Origin of the sequence: Capnocytophaga canis, from assembly GCF_043187445.1 — a bacterium.
Taxonomy (GTDB): domain Bacteria; phylum Bacteroidota; class Bacteroidia; order Flavobacteriales; family Flavobacteriaceae; genus Capnocytophaga; species Capnocytophaga canis.
In genome coordinates, this window is the sequence record NZ_CP171121.1 from 1761399 (window position 1) to 1783262 (window position 21864).

General features: G+C 35.1%; 13 protein-coding genes. 5 read left to right on the forward strand and 8 right to left on the reverse strand.

Translation table 11 applies throughout. The annotated features are described in order from the left end of the window. Positions 1-81 precede the first annotated feature (81 nt). Both ACF3OB_RS07495 and ACF3OB_RS07500 read left to right on the forward strand, forming a co-directional pair. Positions 82-1254, forward strand: coding sequence for an ATP-binding protein (locus ACF3OB_RS07495; protein ID WP_392447302.1), 1173 nt, complete (start codon positions 82-84; stop codon positions 1252-1254). Between the two features lie 74 nt (positions 1255-1328). Beyond that, positions 1329-2462 carry a DegT/DnrJ/EryC1/StrS family aminotransferase gene (locus ACF3OB_RS07500; RefSeq protein ID WP_392447305.1) on the forward strand — a complete coding sequence of 378 codons (1134 nt, stop codon included), beginning with the start codon at positions 1329-1331 and terminating at the stop codon, positions 2460-2462. Positions 2463-2888: 426 nt separating this feature from the next. Here ACF3OB_RS07500 and ACF3OB_RS07505 read toward each other — a convergent pair whose 3' ends face one another. The 8 genes from ACF3OB_RS07505 to ACF3OB_RS07540 form a co-directional block, all read right to left on the reverse strand. Then, a complete protein-coding gene (locus ACF3OB_RS07505) occupies positions 2889-6164 on the reverse strand; it encodes a DUF2723 domain-containing protein (RefSeq protein ID WP_119652775.1) in 3276 nt (1091 codons plus the stop codon). Between the two features lie 154 nt (positions 6165-6318). Further along, on the reverse strand, positions 6319-7761 hold the full coding sequence (locus tag ACF3OB_RS07510) for a RagB/SusD family nutrient uptake outer membrane protein (RefSeq protein ID WP_042343864.1): 1443 nt from the start codon (positions 7759-7761) through the stop codon (positions 6319-6321). Positions 7762-7785: 24 nt separating this feature from the next. Beyond that, the gene (locus tag ACF3OB_RS07515) at positions 7786-10995 is read right to left on the reverse strand and encodes a SusC/RagA family TonB-linked outer membrane protein (protein ID WP_392447307.1); all 3210 of its coding nucleotides are present in this window, start codon (positions 10993-10995) and stop codon (positions 7786-7788) included. A gap of 683 nt (positions 10996-11678) precedes the next feature. After that, positions 11679-12038, reverse strand: coding sequence for a diacylglycerol kinase (locus tag ACF3OB_RS07520; RefSeq protein ID WP_369800750.1), 360 nt, complete (start codon positions 12036-12038; stop codon positions 11679-11681). Between the two features lie 30 nt (positions 12039-12068). Beyond that, positions 12069-12776, reverse strand: a complete 708-nt coding sequence (locus ACF3OB_RS07525; protein ID WP_095893568.1) for a polyprenol monophosphomannose synthase — start codon at positions 12774-12776, stop codon at positions 12069-12071. A 156-nt stretch (positions 12777-12932) separates the two neighbouring features. Continuing rightward, positions 12933-14195 (reverse strand): aminotransferase class I/II-fold pyridoxal phosphate-dependent enzyme, encoded by a 1263-nt coding sequence (locus tag ACF3OB_RS07530; RefSeq protein ID WP_042007676.1) that lies wholly within the window; start codon positions 14193-14195, stop codon positions 12933-12935. An 81-nt stretch (positions 14196-14276) separates the two neighbouring features. Continuing rightward, positions 14277-14522, reverse strand: a complete 246-nt coding sequence (locus tag ACF3OB_RS07535) for a recombinase RecA (RefSeq protein ID WP_095911969.1) — start codon at positions 14520-14522, stop codon at positions 14277-14279. A gap of 108 nt (positions 14523-14630) precedes the next feature. Further along, entirely contained in the window at positions 14631-15632 is a 1002-nt protein-coding gene (locus tag ACF3OB_RS07540) for a PLP-dependent cysteine synthase family protein (protein WP_042007680.1), read from the reverse strand. Positions 15633-16015: 383 nt separating this feature from the next. On the opposite strand from ACF3OB_RS07540, the gene ACF3OB_RS07545 reads away from it, so the two are divergent. From ACF3OB_RS07545 to ACF3OB_RS07555, 3 genes are all read left to right on the forward strand, one after another. After that, positions 16016-16345, forward strand: a complete 330-nt coding sequence (locus ACF3OB_RS07545) for a PadR family transcriptional regulator (protein WP_042007682.1) — start codon at positions 16016-16018, stop codon at positions 16343-16345. Between the two features lie 3 nt (positions 16346-16348). Beyond that, complete coding sequence (locus ACF3OB_RS07550; protein WP_392447309.1) at positions 16349-18211, forward strand: PspC domain-containing protein; 1863 nt, start codon at positions 16349-16351, stop codon at positions 18209-18211. A gap of 404 nt (positions 18212-18615) precedes the next feature. Beyond that, the gene (locus ACF3OB_RS07555; protein WP_392447311.1) at positions 18616-21852 is read left to right on the forward strand and encodes a SusC/RagA family TonB-linked outer membrane protein; all 3237 of its coding nucleotides are present in this window, start codon (positions 18616-18618) and stop codon (positions 21850-21852) included. The last annotated feature ends 12 nt before the right edge of the window (positions 21853-21864 follow it).

Here is a 21864-nt window from a genome sequence, read left to right on the forward strand (position 1 = left end):
AATGCACTGCTATAGTGCAAAAATCATCAAAAATTGCACTATCATAGTGCAAAACACTTATCTTTGCAACAAAAATCAAGTATGGAAAGTTTATTTCAATATTCCAATCATTTGATATCCAATATGGATACAAGATTTACCCGTTATCTTTACCAAAAGATGAATTGGGAAAATCGTTTGATTGGTATTGTGGGAGCAAGAGGGGTAGGAAAAACCACTTTGGTATTGCAATATATTAAAAATGAGTTAGATACTAATAAAACACTTTATGTAACAGCAGAAGATTTTTATTTTGGTTCCAATAAATTGATTGATTTGGCAGATGTTTTTGTAAAATTTGGAGGAAAACATTTGTTTATAGATGAAATTCATAAATATCCTCAGTGGGCGAAAGAGCTTAAACTGATTTATGATTATTACCTTGATTTGAAAATTGTTTTTACAGGGTCGTCTGTTCTTGATATTAAAAAAGGAAGTGCAGATTTAAGCCGTAGAGCAGTGCTTTATACGATGCAAGGACTTTCTTTTCGTGAATACTTGAACCTGTTTCATCAAATCGAACTTCCCCAATATACTTTGGAGCAAATTTTGGCTCATCAAGTAACATTTCCGAAAGAGATAAAGCCTTTACTTTTGTTTGCACAGTATTTAAAAAATGGCTATTATCCTTTTGCAAGAGAGGAAGATTTTAGTATCAAACTCCATCAAGTTATCAATCAGACTTTGGAAGTGGATATTCCTCTTTATGCAGATATGAATGTTTCTACGGGAAGAAAATTAAAACATTTACTGATGATTGTGGCTCAAAGTGTACCTTTTAAACCCAATATGAGTAAAATTGCAGAAATGATAGGAGCGAGCCGCAATAATGTAGCCGATTATTTACTTTTTTTAGAAGAAGCAGGGCTCATCACACAGTTAAGAACGCCTACTCAAGGTATTAGAGCATTAGGAAAAGTGGATAAGATTTATTTGGAAAATACCAATTTGAATTATAATTTGGCTAAAGAAAGTCAAGAAATAGGAAATGTTAGGGAGACATTTTTCTTCAATCAGTTGAAATTAAATCATAGTTTAACAAGCTCATCTTCTGTTGATTTTATGGTAGATGAAACAATGAGTTTTGAAATAGGAGGAAAAAACAAAGGCTCAAAACAACTACAAAACTTACAAAATAGTTTTTTGGTAAAAGATGATATAGAACACGGATTTTTAAATACCATTCCTTTGTGGAATTTTGGTTTAATGTATTAAAATAGGAGTTGATTTTTTATTTTTTTGAATTAAAACACGCTACAATAGTGCAAAATTGCGAAAAACAAAATAAGATGAACACAAAAATATGGCTTTCCTCTCCGCATATGGGAGGTAATGAACTCAAATACATACACGAGGCTTTTGATGAAAATTGGGTAGCACCTCTAGGGCCGAATGTCAATAATTTTGAGCTAGATTTAGAGAAATTTATTGGAGAAAATACTAAGATTGCTGCTCTCTCGGCAGGTACGGTTGCTTTACATTTGGCATTGATTATTCTTGGAGTAAAGGCAGGAGATGAGGTGATTTGCCAAAGTATGACTTTCTCGGCATCGGCAAATCCTATTGCCTATCAAGGGGCAACACCCGTATTCATCGATAGCGAACCCGAGACTTGGAATATGTGTCCACAGGCTTTGGAAGAGGCTATTCAAGACCGCGTTGCCAAAGGGAAAAAGCCCAAAGCGATTATCGTGGTGCATCTCTATGGAATGCCAGCAAAATTGGACGAGATTTTAAGCATTGCCAAAAAGTACGAAATTCCAGTAGTGGAAGATGCAGCAGAGGCACTTGGAAGTACTTATAAAGGGCAAAAATGCGGTTCGTTTGGAGAAATGTCTATTTTGAGTTTCAATGGAAATAAAATCATAACCACTTCGGGCGGAGGTGCTTTGGTGTGCAAAACGCAGGAACAGAAAGACCAAGCTGTATTTCTTTCCACTCAGGCAAGGGATAATGCTCCGCACTATCAGCATTCGCATATTGGGTACAACTATAGAATGAGTAATATTTCGGCGGGAATCGGTCGAGGGCAAATGGAAGTTTTGGAGGAAAGGATTGCCCAAAGAAGAGCCAATCACGATTTTTACAAAGAGCTTTTCAAAGATATAGAAGGCGTAACTTTGTTTACGGAGCCGTCTTCGGATTTTTATTCCAACCATTGGCTTTCGGCGATTGTCATTGATGAGGACAAAGCAGGATTCCATCGTGAAGACTTGCGTTTGAAGTTTTTAGAGGAAAATATCGAGTCGCGTCCGTTGTGGAAGCCGATGCACTTACAACCCATCTTTGCCGATGCCCCTTACTACGGTGGAAAAGTATCCGAAACCCTTTTCGATAACGGACTTTGCTTACCATCAGGCTCCAATATGACCGATGAAGAAAGAGAAAGGATAGCCAAGGTTATTCTTAAATTCCATTGGTAAGTGCAATTTTTTGGAATCGTTTTTCTCTCTTTTTTCTTTGGGCTAGCCCAAAGAAAAAAGAGAGAAAGTAAAAAAACTTTCTCCCTTCAAAAAAATGTTATTTCTTTGTCAAATAACCACATAAGACAATGAAGTATAAACATTTAACTTTGGAGCAAAGGTACGCGAAATAAAAGTATATTAAATGCAATAAATCACAAAAATTGGTATAATGGACAAAAATTAGGCTGTTTTTTAGTCTTAATTCACCACATTGCCGATATTAAAAACTGATTTTCAGCTTCTTTTACCGAGTTTTGGGATTGCTTGTGGTAGATATAGGGTATTAACTGATGTACAATATGTTATTAGTTTCACTTAACGTGTCGATTTAGGAAACCACAAATAAAAAGGCAATCCGATACCCTTTAGAAAGACTTAGGTAGCTTATCGTTCCCCTTCAGTTTCTTTTTGTTCAGTTACTTGCTGTTCTTCAGGAATTTCCATTTGAATATGATCATATTCTTCCAACTCTTCTTCGCTGAGAAGCGGAGCTATCAGTTGACGAAGTAAGGCTTGTTGCTCTTTGTAGAACGTAGGGTCAACTTCCTCCATCTCAACTAGAAGAATCATATACAAACGAATTGTTCTGTCGACATTTGCATAATTTTCATACAATTCATTGGCGGACAGATTTAAATAGTAAGTCAATTCTTCTTGATATTTTTTCACTACTTTTTCTGCTAATGCACGCCCTTTTTCAGCTTCACCTACTTTGTAATAACTTGTTATATAAGGATTTAAATAAAAATAATTATCATAATATTCCATAGGTAGGTTTTTCATAACTAAATCCAGTACATTTTTTGCCTTTTCGATTTTATCTTGTTCAATTAGTTTTTCAATCAAACGTGCTAAATGTCCACGGAAAACATTACTATTTCGGCGAGTTTCAATATCATGATATATTTCTGAACTTCCCATATTACCCCATTTCCATTTCATGACAATGTCATACATCAATTCAGTGTCAATACGCCCGATATCGTACGGATTTTCTTTATCGATTGCTGTTTTTATTGGCACTAGTTTGTACACAAAACCATCTAATTGCAAATAATCCTTCAACCATATATATTCCTGATCTTCAGAACTTCCACCTGTGAAATAAATTGGACGTTTCCAATCGTTATTTGCTAAAATATCCAATTTTACCAAGCGAGCTTTATCCAAATATGGAGGTAAAGTGAGATCAATATAATCTACAATTAAATCCGCATCTTCAGGTTTTACTAAACCGCTTTTCAGAACATTTTCTTTGTTAACAGGAATACGAATTTTATTTGTTGGGTAATATTTTATTGTTCTTCCATTGGTAAGTTCTTGCTTGGTTTTAGGGTCTTCACTCGTTATCCAATTCATAAAATCCTTAATGTTCCAAATATTTTCAGTTCGTGGAATGTGGTGTACAACCTCGTTTATTCCGTGAGCATACTGACTGTGAACTAATTGAGATGGAATAGCATCACTTTCGTAAGCCTTGCGTTTCATCTGGTCGATGTACCAGTCCGTTTGTAAGAGACTAGTGTTGATGGTACGAACATCGGTGCGATAACCTTCTATTTCTTGTGCATACCACAACAAGAAAGTATCAATATCTCCAATGGTAAAAATCATTGCCCCTACATCTTCTTGGATTGAATCTAAATAAGCGTGAGCTATTGCTTGTGCTGAGTATTTTCCAGAGCGATCATGGTCGTCCCAATTTTGGTACGCCATCAATGTTGGTACCGATAAGAAGGTTAGAACTATTACCAAAGGTGCTGATAATTTAGGGTTTACATGTCTTCTAATCATATCAAATAAAGCATACACACCTACTCCAATCCATATTGCGAAAGCGAAAAAGGAACCTACTAACGCATAGTCACGCTCTCGCGGTTCGAAAGGTTTTTCGTTAAGATACACCTTCAGTGCTAATCCAGTAAACATAAATAATACGAATATTACCCATGTTTTTCGCTCACTACGGGTATACATAAACCATAGTCCCACAAGTCCCAGAATTAATGGTAGGAAAAAATAGGTGTTTCGTGCTTTGTTATTCAGCACATCGGAAGGCAAGTTATCCTGTGAGCCTAAACGTATTTCATCGATAAATTTAATACCACTGAGCCAACGTCCATGGTTATCTTGCTTACCTTGGATATCATCCTGACGTCCAACAAAATTCCACATAAAGTAACGCCAGTACATATATCCCATTTGATAGCTCAACATATAGTACATATTATCAGTAAAGCTAGGCTTTTCGATATCTAAATATTCTCGAAAACGAGTCAAAAAACGGTCATATTCTGCTGTACTGATTCTACCTCTCTCCACATCTTTTTTGAATTTATCCACTGCTTGATATAATTCTTTATGCGAAAAATATTCAGGTTTTATGTTGAATTTTAAATAGTTAGTGATTTGCATGTAGTTGTCGGCATGTGATGGATGCCACATACGAGGCAGAAGCCCAACGTGTTTAGAGTTAGGGGATTGCACGGTGTTTTTATAGTCGTTTACAATCACATACTCATTTTTCACGTAATCTCTTTCATATTTTGGTTGTCCGTCTTCATATGGATTTTCTTCATCCAAATCAGCGTATTTGTCAGAATACATAGGCCCATAAAATAGGTGGGTTTTAGGATATTGTTCCAATCTGTAGTAAGCTAATAACAAACGAGCATCGGTAGGGCTATTTTCATTAATTACCACATCCGCATTGGCACGAATCGGGATCATTAACCACGATGAAAATCCAATCAACACAAACAAAATACATAACGTAATGGTTTGCAAATACACCTTTTTGTGTTTATAAGTATAGCGTAGTACTAAGAAAAATGCTAAAGCTATCGACAATCCTGCGATGATTGTTCCGGAGTTAAAAGGCAGACCAAATGAGTTGACAAAAAATACTTCTAAATATCCAAAATAAGCCAAGGTGTAAGGAAGTATTAATTTGAAAATTAACAACAAAACAGCAATTGAAACCACATTGGCAATCACGAAGTTTTTGAACGTTTTTTTAAAGTTACTATTAAAGAAATACAACATCCCGATAGCAGGAATGGTAAGTAAAGCCATGAAATGTACTCCAAAAGACAAGCCAATCACAAATGAAATCAAAATCAGCCATTTATCACCACGTTCACTATGAAGGTTATCTGTCCATTTGATCCCTAACCAAAACATAGCTGCCATAAAAAGCATCGCCATAGCATACACTTCAGCCTCCACAGCATTGTACCAAAAACTGTCAGAAAAAGTATAGGCCAATGCTCCAACAAAACCACTTCCTAAAATTGCAATTCCCTGAGCTGTGGATATAGCCTCTCCGTTCTTAGTAACAATTTTCCTAGTGAGGTTAGTGATAATAAAATATAAAAACAATATAGTAAATGCACTGGAAAAAACAGACATATAGTTCACAAACAAAGCCACACTATCTGCATTAGGAGCGAAGAAAGCGAAGAAAGCCCCCATCATCTGGAAAAAGGGTGCTCCAGGTGGATGCCCTACCTGTAATTTCGCAGCAGTGGAAATATACTCCCCACAATCCCAAAAACTAACAGTTGGCTCAACAGTTAACCCATATACTATCAACGAGATAGAAAATGTAATCCATCCTGTAATTAGGTCGTATTTTTTAAAAACTTTATCTGTAAACATATTGATTTCTATATTTTTTGTATTATCTGTTTCAAGATTGCGAAGGTACAAATATTTTTTTTAAAAAATCTAGAAATAACAGATTTCTATCAAACAATCTTTATGTATAATAAAAAAACAAGGCTACCCCTAAGAGTAGCCTTGTTTTTTGTGATTAAGGATTATTTGGAGCCATCGTAGGAGTAGATTCCATTTCCCTTTGTGGTAATTGAATTAACAGTTTCGCGTCATTAGCAGGAATATTAAATTTACCAAAACTTCCATGATTAGAATCTGTATAATTTCTTTCAACCCCTTTGTTTAAGCGTTTTAAATCAAAGAAAGCATAGCCCTCTCCCCACATTTCGATACGTTTTTGTAAAACAATTTCATCTATTAAATCAACACCTGTTTTAGTAGAACGTATGTACCCTGAATCCCTGTTTGAAGTAATTTCAAATAAAACATCTTTTGCTTTTTCTTCATCGCCACTTCTCGCAAGGCCCTCTGCTTCAATGTAATACATCAAGGAAGAACGAAGATAAATATAATCTCCTTCAGTTCTGTTCGGGGTTAAATCTCTAAATTTGAGACTTGTATATGCGGGATATTCAACTCCATCAAATTCACCTCCTTTTTCAGAAACAAAAACTGTCTTTCTGTAATCTGTATTAGGGATAGATTCATACAATCGTTTGTCAATTGCAATATTACCTCCTTCGGAGTATCCACTGTTTGTGTTATCAAAATGAGAGAAGAAGTTAGCAACAAAAGTTGTTAATTCAGAATTCAAATCAGCTCCCCACATCGTCTCTTTTTGATTGATGTCGTAGAAACCATTTTTCCATTCAGCTTCCGAAAGTAGTTGATACCCTTGCCTTGCCTTATTAGCCATGTCAGCCGCATCAGCATATCTTCCCATCTCAAGGTATGTTTCAGCTAAAAAAGCCTGAGCAACACTTTGATTAACAAGTTCTTTTGATGTTCTTTGAAAGCCACTTAATTCAGTAACAGCTTCCTCTAAATCTGCAACTATTTGAGCATACACCTCTTGATTTGTATTTCTCACTTTGGAGACTTCTCCCGTATTGATCGGTATGCAATGAACTGATTCATTTCCTAAATATGTAGGAGCATAAAAACGAGCTAACATTAGATGAAAATACCCTCTTAGAGCAAGAGCCTGTGCACGATTATATTTCACTTCCGTAGAAGCTGTTGCTACATCTACACTATTAATGATAGAATTCACATTTTTAATTTGAATGTAATATGTAAACCAAGGAAGATGAGAACGAGAGTGAGTGGTTACACGCCCTGTGTAATTGTAATAAAACCCGTTCCAGGAAAGAGAGTTCATAACAACATCATTTCCTAGTAGGTCAGATATGGACAACATTGATTTATGTCCATAGTCTTCGTGTCCTCCATAACCTGCTATCCCATAAGAACGTAATCCCGCATAGACTCCTTTCAACAAACCTGCTCCTGCAACTGCAGAACTTCCAACTTGCTCATCTGAGATGTAGGATTCTGGTTCTTTATCCATAAAGTCCTTAGAACAAGAACTTAAAGCTAATAATGCAACGCTTATATATGTAAATGCTATTTTTCTCATATACTTATTTTTTTATAAAATTTATTAAAATTTAGCTGTAAGTCCGAAAGAAATGGTTCTGTACAAACTATATATATTGGTAGTATTCCCAGTTCCTAAAGATACCATTCGTGGGTCTAGACCTTGTCTTTTTGACCAAACCCATAAGTTACTTCCTGTTGCAGTCAAAGTAACACTTTCTAAACCAATAGACTGTATCTCTTTTATAGCCAATTTATAAGATAAACTTATATCTTCCCAACTCAAATAATCTGCTTTTGTTAAAAATAAATCTGAAACACCAAATTGTTGACTATCAGCTGTTGTCATCCTTGGGAATTGGGCATTTCTATTATTAAAATTCCACGTTTTGTAAGCATCTTTATGGAAGTTATGTCCGCTATTTCCAAATCCTTCATTCTGTACAAATAGTCCATTATACACAGAATCATATATATATCCCCCTATTTGGTAGGCAAATCCTGTGGAGAAAGACCAATTTTTGTAACTAAAACTAAGACCAAAACCTCCATAAAGATCGGGGTGAGCCGTTTTGTCAGAAAGATATTGAGTTGCTTGTGAGTGAACTTTCACAGTTGTCTTCTCGCCTGTCGCAATTCCGTTAGTATCAACATCTCCTTTATTCCACAAGCCTGTACCATCAGCTTCATCTACTCCTACAAATTCTCTAACGTAGTAAGTGTAAGCACTTTTTCCTTCCACATAGCGATAATAACCATCTGTAAATGGAGCAGGTAGTCTTGTTATTTTATTTTTATAATGGGTTGCATTTGCCCAAAGATTCAAATTGCTATTTTGTGTTTTTATCACATCTACGTCTAATGACACCTCAAAACCTCGATTCTCCATATCTCCTATGTTTCTGGAAATAGTAGGATTTCCTGATGATGGTTGCTGAGGTTCGTTGTACAACATATCAGAAACTTTTCTTACAAAATACTCAGCTTCAAGATTAACTCTATTAAATAGCTTAGTTTCAAAACCTACATTAAAGTTTTTAGACACTTCCCAACGTAAATCTTTGTTACCTAAATACGCCTCACGCACAGAAGCATTTCCTTCTGCATCAGGAGTTATGTCATATTGAGTTAAATAAGGTTTATAGTTTCTTCGGAACGAAAAATGCGTTCTATGATCAAAGGATACATAGTCCGGATAAAGAATATTATCATTTCCTTGCTCTCCATAACTTGCTTTAAGTTTCAAGTTGTTTAGTGTGTTGCTATGTGGAAAAAAACTTTCTTTAGTCACGTTCCAAGCTACTCCAAAGCCATAGAAATCTCCCCATCTGTTATCAGGATGAAATACACTTGAAGCGTCTCTTCTGTAACTTGCATTTACGAAATACTTATCTGCATAGCCATAATTCAATTTTGATAAATATCCTTCCGTTTGGTAAGTATCATTATATCCATTCAAAGAACCAAATTTAGTAGCATTTGAGATAAATACCTTGTCGGAAACTACTACATTCGTTTTATTTCCTGCTAACATTTTTGATTGAAAATCAGAACTTTCGTGTCCTACCATAAGGTCTATGCTATGTGCTCCAAATTCTTTCTTCCAAGATAGCAACTGTTGATTTGTCAAAGTTGATTGAAAACGAACTCCATTCGTGATCGAACCTCCATAAGGTGCCGAATCACCACCTACTTCCCAACCATAACGCAATCTATTATCAGCAAATAAATCATATGCTATGTTGTATGTGAAATTAAAATCTTTTAAAAAGTCAATTGATGCAAAAGCTCTTGCCCCTAATGAATGTCTTTCATTGGTTTGAGTGTTTTTCAAAGTAGTTGCATATGGGTTCATATTCTCAATATAAACTCTTTTGGTTGCACTTCCATCAAAATTTTGAGTTTGTCCTTTACCAAAATCATAAATAATATTTCCTTTGGCATCATATCTCATATTACCATATCTATCTCTTGCATATATAGGGAATATTGGTGCTGCATTCCTTGTCCAAGAAAATAAATTAGAAAAAGTTGTTGAATTTTTACCCTCTTGTGGACTTTTTTGGAATGTATAAGCATAATTCAAATTTGTCCCAACTTTAATATTGTCCGTCAGCTTGTAATCTACATTCGTTCTTACAGCCACTCTATCAAAACCAGAATTCAATACATATCCATCTTCATTTAAATAGCCCAAAGAAAGGTAGGTATTTGTTTTTTCACCTCCTCTGGTTAAGTTTACAAAATGTTCCGTTTTGAACCCCGTTCCGAACAATGCTTTATACCAATCATCTTGATAAAGGATTTGTGCATTGGGATTTACCAAGCCTGTTGCTGGGTCAATAACCTGATTATTAGGAACATTAAATATGTTATATCCTATACTTGGCACCAAAGAAGTTGCCGCATTTTGTGCTGCTTGTACTTCTGTCAAACTATTATTCTTAACCCAAGATCCTAATTTTCTTCGTTGGAATTCTAATTGATAATATTCTCTCGGATCTGTAATTACATCATAATCAGGTACAGCACGAGTGTTTACACCTACTTTTGTTTCATAGGTAACTCTTACTTTGTTTCCACTACCTTTTTTAGTTGTTACCACAATCACCCCATTAGCACCTCTACTTCCGTACAAAGCGTTAGCTGAAGCGTCCTTTAAAAACGTAATAGATTCAATATCCTGTGCTGATATCGAAGCTATATCACCGTGAAAAGGAATCCCATCAACCACGTAAAGTGGACTATTAGACGCTGATATAGAACCAATTCCTCTAAAACGAACTTCAGAACCTGCTCCTGGTTGCCCAGATGTATTTTTAATTTGAACACCTGCTGCTTTACCCGCCAAAGACTGCATCACATTTGCGGATTGAACCTTAGAAAGTTGTTCAGCCTTAATGGTTTGAACAGAACCTGCAATGGAAGATTTGTTTTGTGTACCATAAGCCGTAACCACTACCTCTTCCAATTGCTCTACTTCTTCTTCCATCACAACATCGATTTTAGTTGTTGATGCTTGAACTGATTTATCCACCGATCTTAATCCCAACCCAATGAAGTGAAGAATATCTCCTACTTTCGCTTTGATTGAATAATTCCCATCAAAATCAGTTGCGACTCCTTTAGTGGTACCTTTCACTGTAACAGTTACTCCTAACAAAGGGTGACCTGACTCATCCTTTACTGTACCGGTAATTGTTTTTTCTTGTGCAAATGTGAATTGCAAAGCGAAGAAAAACAACGACATCGTCCAAATTAATTTTTGCTTCATATCTATATTTCTTTTACGTTAGTGATGCAAAGGTTTATTTTTTTTATGTAAAAAACAAATTTGACAATAAAAATTCATAAAAAAAGAGCTAAATAGTGAATTAAATCTGTGAAAAAGGTATTTTATTGATGAATGTTTATTTTTTTATTTAATAAAATGATAAATATCAATTTTTGTTCATCTTATATTGTGATATATCTAATTATTTTAAAAAGTAATTAAAAATATCACCTCATTTTTTTTGTTTAATTAATATTTTGATATTCAGTTTGTTAAGTTTGTATGTGTTAAGTGTAATTACAAAATGAATATGGAATAAAATATAAAAATTAACTATTTTTAATAACTTAAACAGCTGTGAGAGAAGTTAAAAGTGTATAAAAAATATAGTTTCGATAAAAGAAATGGCATCTTACCTAGTTTATATAGCATAAGAAGAATATGATTTCCAAAGCGTAGATAGGTTTAAAGTTCCTAATCCTATGAAAGACGGGATGAATCTCACAGAAAATTGCTGTTCTACAAAGTAATTTATAAGTTCAAAAATCTTTGTATTACCGAAATAAACTTTTAAGACAAACCTTTATTTTTCAGATTTTTGCCGAATTTTAAGAATAGTTTGTAGTAAATGCACAGGGTGTTTTGCTGATATAGAATACTTTATAGAGTATTCTAATGTTTTTTTAGAAGAAATAAGGAAAGTAAATAATTGCCAAAACGATAGTTACTGAACCAACCATAAAACCCACTGCTCCCGCTGCAATGTCCTTAATATCACCTATTTTTTTATGGTAATCAGGATGAATGAAGTTACAAATTTCCTCAATAGCTGTATTTAGACTCTCAACCGTTAGCACCAAACCGCAACCGATGATTTGTACAATCCATTCGGAAGGTGTAATGCCTACATAAAACCCTAAAAAAGTAAGAAACAGCGTAATAGTAACATGCACAATTATGGGAGATTCCTTACGGATTAATCGCCACATGCCTACAAAAACATAGTATAAACTCCTGATTCTATTTCGAATAAACGCTATTATCACTTCAATAATTTTAGTCTCTCTGCAAAGTTAGAAAATATTTCGTAATTTCATAGCTATAACTCCCCAAATAGCTTCCTTGATAATATTTCCATTCATTTTAGATTTTCCTCTCACACGATCAGTAAAAATAATCGGAACTTCAGAAATTTTAAATTTTTTAATGTAAGTTTTATATTTCATTTCAATTTGAAATGCATAGCCTACAAATTCGATTCCATCCAAGTCAATAGATTCTATTACCTTTCGGGAATAGCAAACAAACCCTGCAGTTGGGTCATGAATTTTCATTCCAGTGATAATTTTCACATATAAGGATGCCCCGTAAGATAACAAAATCCTCGAAAGAGGCCAATTCACCACATTGACTCCCTTCACATAGCGTGAGCCTATAGCAACATCACTCCCATTTTGGGTACATTCTGTATATAATCGCAATAAATCGGCGGGATTATGTGAAAAATCAGCATCCATTTCAAAAATATAGTCATAATTACGCCTCAAAGCCCATTTGAATCCATGAATATAGGCTGTTCCTAAGCCTTTTTTCTCTGTTCTAACCTCCAAAAAAAGTCTTTCTGAGAATATTTGTTGAAGTTCACGAACCTTTTGACTTGTTCCGTCGGGAGAATTATCATCTACAATCAGAATATGAAATTTTTCCGATTGGTCAAAAACTGCCTTAATGATAGCTTCAATATTTTCAATTTCGTTATATGTAGGAATGATTACAAGCATTTAAAAATGTTGGGACGAACTAAATTCGTCCCATATAGAAATTCGTATTAAACAGTTCGCTGTATAAATAAATACTCTCGTGAATTTTTGAGAATATTGACAACTCAAAATCCGAGAAATGAATTATATGTAGTAAAAGTTTACTATCGGAAGAAATTACATATGTCCCATTTGTTCGGCTAGTTCTGCATTTTGTTTACGATATTGACCGCTTTGCAATTTTTCACGAATAGCCGAAAAAGCTTCTAATGTTTCTTCAATATCTTTCATGGTATGTGATGCGGTTGGAATCATACGTAACAAAATCATTCCTTTCGGAATCACTGGATATACCACAATGGAAAGGAAAATACGGTAGTTTTCACGCAAATCATTGACCATTGCCATTGCCTCTGGAATACTGCCCTCTAGGAATACGGGTGTAACACAAGTATTCGTATCTCCAATATTGAATCCTCTAGCTTTCAAACCATTTTGTAATGCATTCACATTTTCCCAAAGTTTTTGCTTTAACTCAGGCATGGTTCGTAGCATCTCTAAGCGTTTTAATGACCCCTTCACGAAAATCATCGGCAAGGCTTTGGCAAACATCTGTGAACGTAGGTTGTACTTCAAATAATCGATAATCTGTTGATCTCCAGATACAAATGCTCCAATTCCAGCCATTGACTTAGCAAAAGTTGAGAAATATAAATCAATTTTATCTTGAACGCCTTGTTCCTCACCAGCTCCAGCTCCCGTTTTTCCAAGTGTGCCAAATCCGTGAGCATCATCTACTAAAATACGGAAACCATATTTTTCTTTGTGAGCCAAAATTTCTTTCAAAATTCCTTGTTGCCCGCGCATTCCAAATACACCTTCGGTGATAACTAAAATACCCCCTCCTGTAGTGTCCGCAATTTTCTTTGCTCGTTCAATGTTTTTCAAGAAACTTTGTTCATCGTTGTGTTTGTAGGTAAATCGCTTTCCAAAATGCAATCGCACTCCATCTATAATACATCCGTGAGAATCAACATCGTACACGATTACGTCATTTTTAGTTACAAGAGCATCAATAATAGAAACCATACCTTGATACCCAAAATTGAGTAAATAAGCAGCTTCTTTCTGTGTGAATTCTGCTAATTGACGCTCTAACTCCTCGTGCATCGAAGTATGTCCACTCATCATTCTCGCTCCCATTGGATATGCAGCTCCATATTCGGCCGCTGCCTCAGCATCTACCTTACGAATTTCAGGATGATTCGCCAAACCTAAATAATCATTAATACTCCAATTCAGGATTTCTTTACCCTGAAATTTCATTCTTGGACCCAGTTCACCCTCTAATTTTGGGAATACGTAGTACCCCTCGGCGTGAGAAGCCCAACGCCCAATATTTCCTTTATTGTCTTTAATTCTCTCAAATAAATCCTTCATCGTATAGTTATATTTTAATGTAATTTTGTTGTATCTTCCTGGCAGAAAATGTTTGTTTTACACTCTTAAAAATTTTTGTTCCTACAGGGGTTTCATCTTTTCTTCTGCCCAATAGATTGCCTCTTCAGCGGCTTTACGTGCTTGAGGACTGTTTTTATAGCAACTACTTTTGGTAATTTGTGAACCTGCTAACAGAATAAAATCGACCGATGCTTCTGCAAGTTTGTCTACTGAATCAAATCCCATTTGCTCCAAACGGTTTACAAAAGTATCTCCTATTCCTTTGATTGCGGTAAGTTCTTTTCGTTCTTGTGCTGTGAAAGACATATGTCTAAATTATTTTTGTTTTATGGAATCACAAAATCCGCAATCCTTGTTTTTATGGTAAAATATGTACTCGAAAAGTACTAATAGCAATGCTGTAATTCATTCACTTCACAGAAATCCTTGTTGTTTCATCCATTCGTTATTGTAAATCTTGCTCATATAACGAGATCCATGATCTGGAAATAGTACCACTACCACACTATTTTCATCAAATTTACCCATTTCGGCATATTGTTTCACCGCCTGCATAGCCGCTCCACAAGTGTATCCCATGAAAAGACCTTCACTTCGAGCCATCTCACGAGCCATCAAAGCACTTTCTTTGTCAGTTACTTTGACAAATTCATCAATAACATCAAAATCGGTTGCGGTTGGAATGAGGTTTTTACCCAAACCTTCAATTTTGTATGGATATATTTCAGCGGGGTCAAATTCACGTGTTTCATGATATTTTTTGATGGCAGAACCATAAGCATCTACTCCCAATATCTTTACATTCGGATTTTGTTCTTTCAGGTAGCGTCCAATACCTGATATTGTACCTCCTGTACCACTACAAACTACCACGTGGGTCACCCTACCTTGTGTTTGTTCCCAGATTTCCCGTCCTGTGGAATGGTAATGTGCTTGTATGTTTAACTCATTGAAATACTGATTTATATAAACAGAATTAGGTGTATTCTCATGGATTTGTTTAGCCACTTGATAGTAGGAACGTGGATCATCAGGAGCTACATTGGACGGACATAGATGTACCTCTGCACCCAAAGCCTCAAGCATTTCAACCTTATCCATAGATGATTTATCACTGATAGCGATAATACAACGATATCCTTTTATTGCACCTATCATCGAAAGACTAAACCCTGTATTTCCTGAACTGGTCTCCACGATAGTGCTACCAGCTTTGAGCAATCCATTTTTTTCGGCTTGGTCGATGATATAGGCAGCAATACGATCCTTAGATGATTGCCCAGCATTAAAAGCTTCAATTTTAGCAAAAAATTGTCCTTTGAGGTCTTTGGTTATTTTATGAAGTCTTACAAGAGGAGTATCGCCTATCAAATCAAGTAGGCTATCGTAAACACGCAATGATTTATCTGCTTGCATCTTTAGTATATTAAAAATTAATGCAAAGATACGAAATCAATTACGAATTAGCAACCTCGTTTTGCGAAATTCGTTGCAAAAATGTGCTTTATTCTCAAAAAAAATAATCATCATACGGAGGCGAAAAGCTACATTCTAAAATAAGGTATTTCACTCTTTGGTTTGGCACATAGGTCAGCCTCTCCATTAAAAGTAAATATTTTAGTACTATGTATTGCATAGTATTATTTTTTGTTATATATTTGCCACAACAAAGTACTAAAAAATGAAAATATGTAATGATAAAGCAGAAAAAAGCATAAATAGTATTATTTACAAGGAGTAAAACACAAGCAAAAACCTTTAATCTTCGAATTTTTAATTTTTAAATCTTTAAATTTCTTATGGAAGTAAACACAGAAAAAACAAAAACTCAAATGCGTAAAGGCATTTTGGAGATGTGTATTCTTTCCATCATCAGCAAGCAGAATGAAGCGTATGTTTCAGACATTATTGAAAACCTTAAAGCAGCTGATATGATTGTAGTTGAAGGTACGTTATATCCACTTTTAACGCGACTGAAAAACGAAAAACTATTGGACTACAATTGGAAAGAATCGACTTCGGGACCTCCCCGAAAGTATTACGAACTGACCGATAATGGGAAAATCTTTCTCCAAGAAATCGTCAAAACGTGGCACGAATTACAAACAATGGTAAACAAAATTATTTAAGTTATGGACAAAACACACAATATTAGTTTAGGCGGATTTGCTTTTTTGATAGAAGATAGAGCCTATCAACAGCTTTTAAAATATTTGAATGACGTACGCAAATCTTTAGGTAACACATCTGATACTGAAGAAATTATATACGACGTGGAACAACGTATGGCGGAATTACTAAAAACTCAAATGAAAGGCAGAGAGGTAATTGTCAGTCAAGATGTCGTCTATTTGATAGATGTTTTGGGAACACCCGAGCAATACATTGATGAGGAAGCATCACACGACTATTCTTTTGAAGAAATGGATAGAGATACTAAAAATCAATACAATACATCCGATCTGAAAGGAGCAATGAATAAGATCCCTAACTTTTTCAGACATAAGAAACTCTTCCGTGATTTGGAAAACAAACGTTTGGCTGGTGTTTTCTCCGGATTGTCGCATTATTTAGACATGGAAGCTGTTTGGCTGAGGATTCTCTTTTTAAGTGTATATTTGTTAATGCTGGTAATTCCAAAACTGTACTACTTATACCCATTTTACGCAATGATTTGGACTTCGGTTTATCTCTTGTTTGCTTCGATTATTCCGATCGCTAAAACCACAGCCGATAAATTGGCAATGCGAGGCAAAGAAGTGAACATTGACACGCTTTCATCCGCAAAAGAAAGCTATGATTCGGACAAAATTCGTATGCGATTAAACAAACAGAAAGGCAAATTTTTAGGAGTTTTTGCAGGGATGAGTGAATATTACAACTGGGACGTAACGTGGTTGCGAATTGGTTATGCTTTGTTAGTTTTATTAAGTCTACCATTTGAAGAAGCCTTATTTTCTTTATTTTGTGTTATTTTGTATGTAATGTTATGGTTATCAATGAATAACCCTAAAAATAATTTTTTAAAAGCAGACGCAGAAGCCTCCGAAAATTCAGAAAGAGCTGAGTTTAAATTTGTGCCAAAAAGCAACAATTTTAGTTTTTGGGGAATCGTCAGAGGTTTTTTTAAAGGGATTTTCTATTTCATTACAGCGATTATTTTGAGTATTTTGCTAGTGCTATTTGTTGGTTTATCTTTAGCATTTTTCGGAATAAATATATTCTTTTTAGGAACGATGGGAGGGACAATGCTGGTATATGACTACCTACCGTTTTTGATTGAAACAAAATGGGAATTAGTATTGCTTTATGTGTCAATATCTATGTTGTCATTTGTAGCATTATTCGTCCCTATAAAACTGTTAATCAATCTATTCTCCTCTAAAAAAGCCACATTTCCAAAGAAATGGATTGTTACAAACGTAATCCTGTTTTTTGTAGGAATTATTGGAATGAGCATTGTTGCAGGTAGCACAATCCGTAGTTTTAAAGCCTATACATTTGACACTCAAAAATATAGTTTACAAAATTCGGACAACACCTTAGTTGTGCAAAATGCTCGTAGCCAGTTTATGCTGTTAGATGATGTTTTTTCCTCAAACTATGTAGATCATGACGGGAGTATGTTTATGTATCACAACGAGAATATTGAAATTTACGTAACTGATAAACAGCCCTATTTGGAGGTTATGAGAACTACCAGAGGAGGAAACATTCCAAAAGCTAAACTCAATATTGATAAGACTTTATACCCGTTGGAAATCAAAAACGACACTATTTTGTTACCTAATCATTATAAAATTGAAAAAGGAGGACTTTTCAGAGGACAGGAAATACGCATAAAGTTATATCTTCCTGAAAAGAAGAAAATTACATTTGATAGATATTCTAAAACAGTTGTGTGGTTCAACAAAAAGTTTACAAGGGTAATGGGCAATAAAGAATATATTGTAACCAAAGAAGGATTACAAGAGGAGCCTACACTTCTTAATTAAAAACTTAAGGAAATAGTACTTTTTAACATATTCCGATTCGCGTAATCGTGTCTTAAATATAGTTAAAATTGTTTTTTAACAATATTTACTCGATATTATTACAAAATAAACGAACTTAAAAATAAAATATTGATAATCAGTGTTTTATTTTTATAAAAACAACACATTGGATTATTTTACAGCAAAATATATTTTTAATCAAAATCAGCAGAAATAATTTTATTTTACGTATAATATTAATTAAATGACAAACAATTAAATAAAAATCTGAATATTTTTCACTATTATTTTATTTTTATCTATTTTTTTAGATAAGTTCACTTGCAAGGTTTCAACAGATTAAAAAATTTGTATTTACTAAAAAAAAAATAAATCTTTGCGGACTAATTTAAAAAGGATAAAAAATGAGAGGAAAATTAATTTCGACACTGTCATTGTTTTTCTTCGCGTTGCAATTTGTGTTTGCACAAGAAAAAACAATCACGGGTATGGTAAAGGATGAGTCTGGTCAACCTTTATTAGGTGTTACAGTTACGATCAAAGGAACCACACGTGGCGTAGCGACCGACTTTGATGGAAATTATTCTATCAAAGCGAAGGCAGGAGAAGTGCTTCATTTTGTCGCTTTAGGAATGAAGCCTATTGATAGACCAGTTTCGGCATCTACTACCAAAATAGACGTAATCATGGAAGAAGAAGCTCACGAACTGGAAGAGGTGGTTGTTGTTGCTTATGGAACTGCTAAGAAACAGTCCCTAGTAGGTTCACAAGCTATGGTTTCGGCTAAACAATTAGAAACAAGACCAATCACTAACCTTACAACAGCCTTGTCAGGTATAGCACCTGGAGTTCAATCAACCCTTTCAAGTGGACAGCCTGGTTCCTCAAGTTCTATTCGTATTAGAGGATTTGGTTCCATAAATGCGGGTAGCGACCCTATTTATGTACTTGACGGCTCTATTTATAATGGACGAATTTCAGATATCGTGATGCAAGATGTTGAAAGCATTTCTGTGTTGAAAGACGCTGCCTCTACTTCCTTGTATGGTTCAAGTGCAGGAAATGGAGTTGTGTTGATTACTACCAAAAGTGGTTCAAGAGGAAAAAAAGGAAAACCTTCGTTTACATACTCAAATAACATAGGCTTTTCAACAAGAGGACAAGAAGATTACGAGAAAGTGGGGGCTATGGATCATTTACCACTTCGTTTTCAACAATGGTTCAACCATTATAAGTACAACAGGAAACTTACCGATGAACAAGCAGCTGCTTGGGCAAATTATGATATGATTCAACAATATACACCAGAATACATTCCCTATGCTGGAATTAATTCGTATTATCAATTTGCAGGAGGTAAATGGAATTATCATGAAACAAAACCATCAGGAAGATTCGTTTATCCTGCAGTTATGATGATGGATGGAACGTTAAATCCAAGTATTACAGGACTTTTATGGGCTGAAGATTTAGATTGGGAAAAAGCTCTGTTTAGAACAGGAGTCAGAAATGAACACAGCATTAATGTTAGTCACAATACGGAAAATCTTAAATCTTACTTTTCTTTGAATTACTTGAAAGAAGATGGATATCAGGTTGCATCCGATTACGAACGTTTCGCAGGAAGAGCAAATCTTAGCTATGATGTTAACAAATGGTTAACCGTAGGAACCAACATTGGGTATAGTACCATGGTAAACCATTCCCCAACACTCACAGGGAATCAGACCGCCAATACGTTTCGTTACATAAGAAATATTGCTCCAATTTATCCAATTCATAAGCATAACCCTGATGGGAGTTATGTATATGATGACAAAGGGAATAAAGTGTACGACTACAGCCAATCACGTCTCTTTGCTGGTAATTATAATCCCATCTATTTGACTGAAGTAGATCTTTTAACAACGGATAATAACTCGGCTAACACAAGAAGTTTTGCAGAACTACGTTTCTTACCAGAGTTGAAGTTGAAATTAAGCTATGCACATGATGTATTACGCTATACAACGAAACGCCGTTATAATAACATTTTTGGAGACCAACCCGAGGGATTATTACGAATCAGTCATTACAAAAATGCAACAACAACTTTCAATCAAGTATTCGATTACAACAAAACTTTTGGAAAGCACAACATAAATGCTCTCTTAGGACATGAAAGTTATAAATATCAAGTAATTGAAAGTGAAACCAGTAAAAAAGGAATGGCTTTCTTGGGAATTGACGAAATGGGCAATTTTATAGAACTCTCAAGTGCTAGCTCCAGTACGGACGAATACACCAAAGAGGGGTATTTCGGAAGATTTAACTACGGTTTTGATAGTAAATATGATTTTTCATTCTCTTTCCGTCGTGATGGCTCTTCCCGTTTCCATAAAAACCACCGTTGGGGTAACTTTTGGTCAGTGGGAGCAGGCTGGCATCTTAAAAAAGAAGCGTTTTTGGCAAATGTTTCTTGGATTGATCAGCTAAAATTAAGAGCTTCTTACGGAACTACAGGGAACGATGCAACTTCTGGCTTCTACCCATATCAAACAGCGTATTCATTTAGTAATAATAACACAAATGCAGGATTGAGAATAGCAACCTATGGGTATCCTAATTTACTGTGGGAAAAACAAGTAAGTACTGATATTGCATTGGAATTTGATATACTAAAACGCTTGAAAGGTACCGTTGAATTATTCAACAAAGAGTCCGATGATCTTATCTTTGCCTTTCCTTTACCAACTTCAACTGGTATCGGAAGCATCAATAAAAACATTGGAAAAGTTCAAAATAGAGGGATTGAAATTGAGTTAACAGTAGATTTGGTAGAAAAACCTGATTTCAAATGGAGCTTTACCGCTAATGGAACCATTTTGAAAAACAAGGTATTACGTTTACCTGATCATAGCAGAAAATTAGGGCAGGCTAATGGAAACTATCGTTACATGGAGGGATACAGCGTTTACGACTACTACCTCCCTCAATGGGCAGGAGTAAATCCTGATACGGGACATGCTATGTATGTGATTGACGCAGAACAATATCCAAGCTATGCAGATGTAAACCACGCTCAATTTAAAGGAGTTGATAAAGACAAATACTCCGCTTATACGTATGATTATAACGTTGCAAAACACGATTTTTCAGGTTCGGCGATTCCTGATTTACAAGGAGGTTTTGGAACAAATGTGAATTGGAAAGGTTTTGAATTCGGGGTTCAGTTTACTTATATGTTAGGAGGTAAAGCGTACGATGCTCCTTACCAAGGACTTATGAGTAGAGATAAGAATTCGGGAACAGCAGCTCACGTTGATTTGTGGAACGCGTGGAAAAAGCCAGGTGATATAACCGATGTTCCTCGTTTAGATGATTCAACAGCGGGAGAACATGCTTCAAAGAGCTCTAATAGATTCTTGATTTCAAGAACCTCATTGATGTTAAGAAATTTGTCCGTTGGATATTCGTTGCCGAAAGAAGTTTTGACTCCTTACGGGATCACCAACTTACGGATAGGAATTTCAGCTGAAAACCTATTCTTATGGTCAAAGCGAAAAGGGATGAATCCAATGAATAGTTTCTCAGGAACTGCAAGTAACATAGGATATGACTATGCAAAAGTGGTATCTTGTGGTCTGTCCGTTTCATTTTAATAATAACTTTAA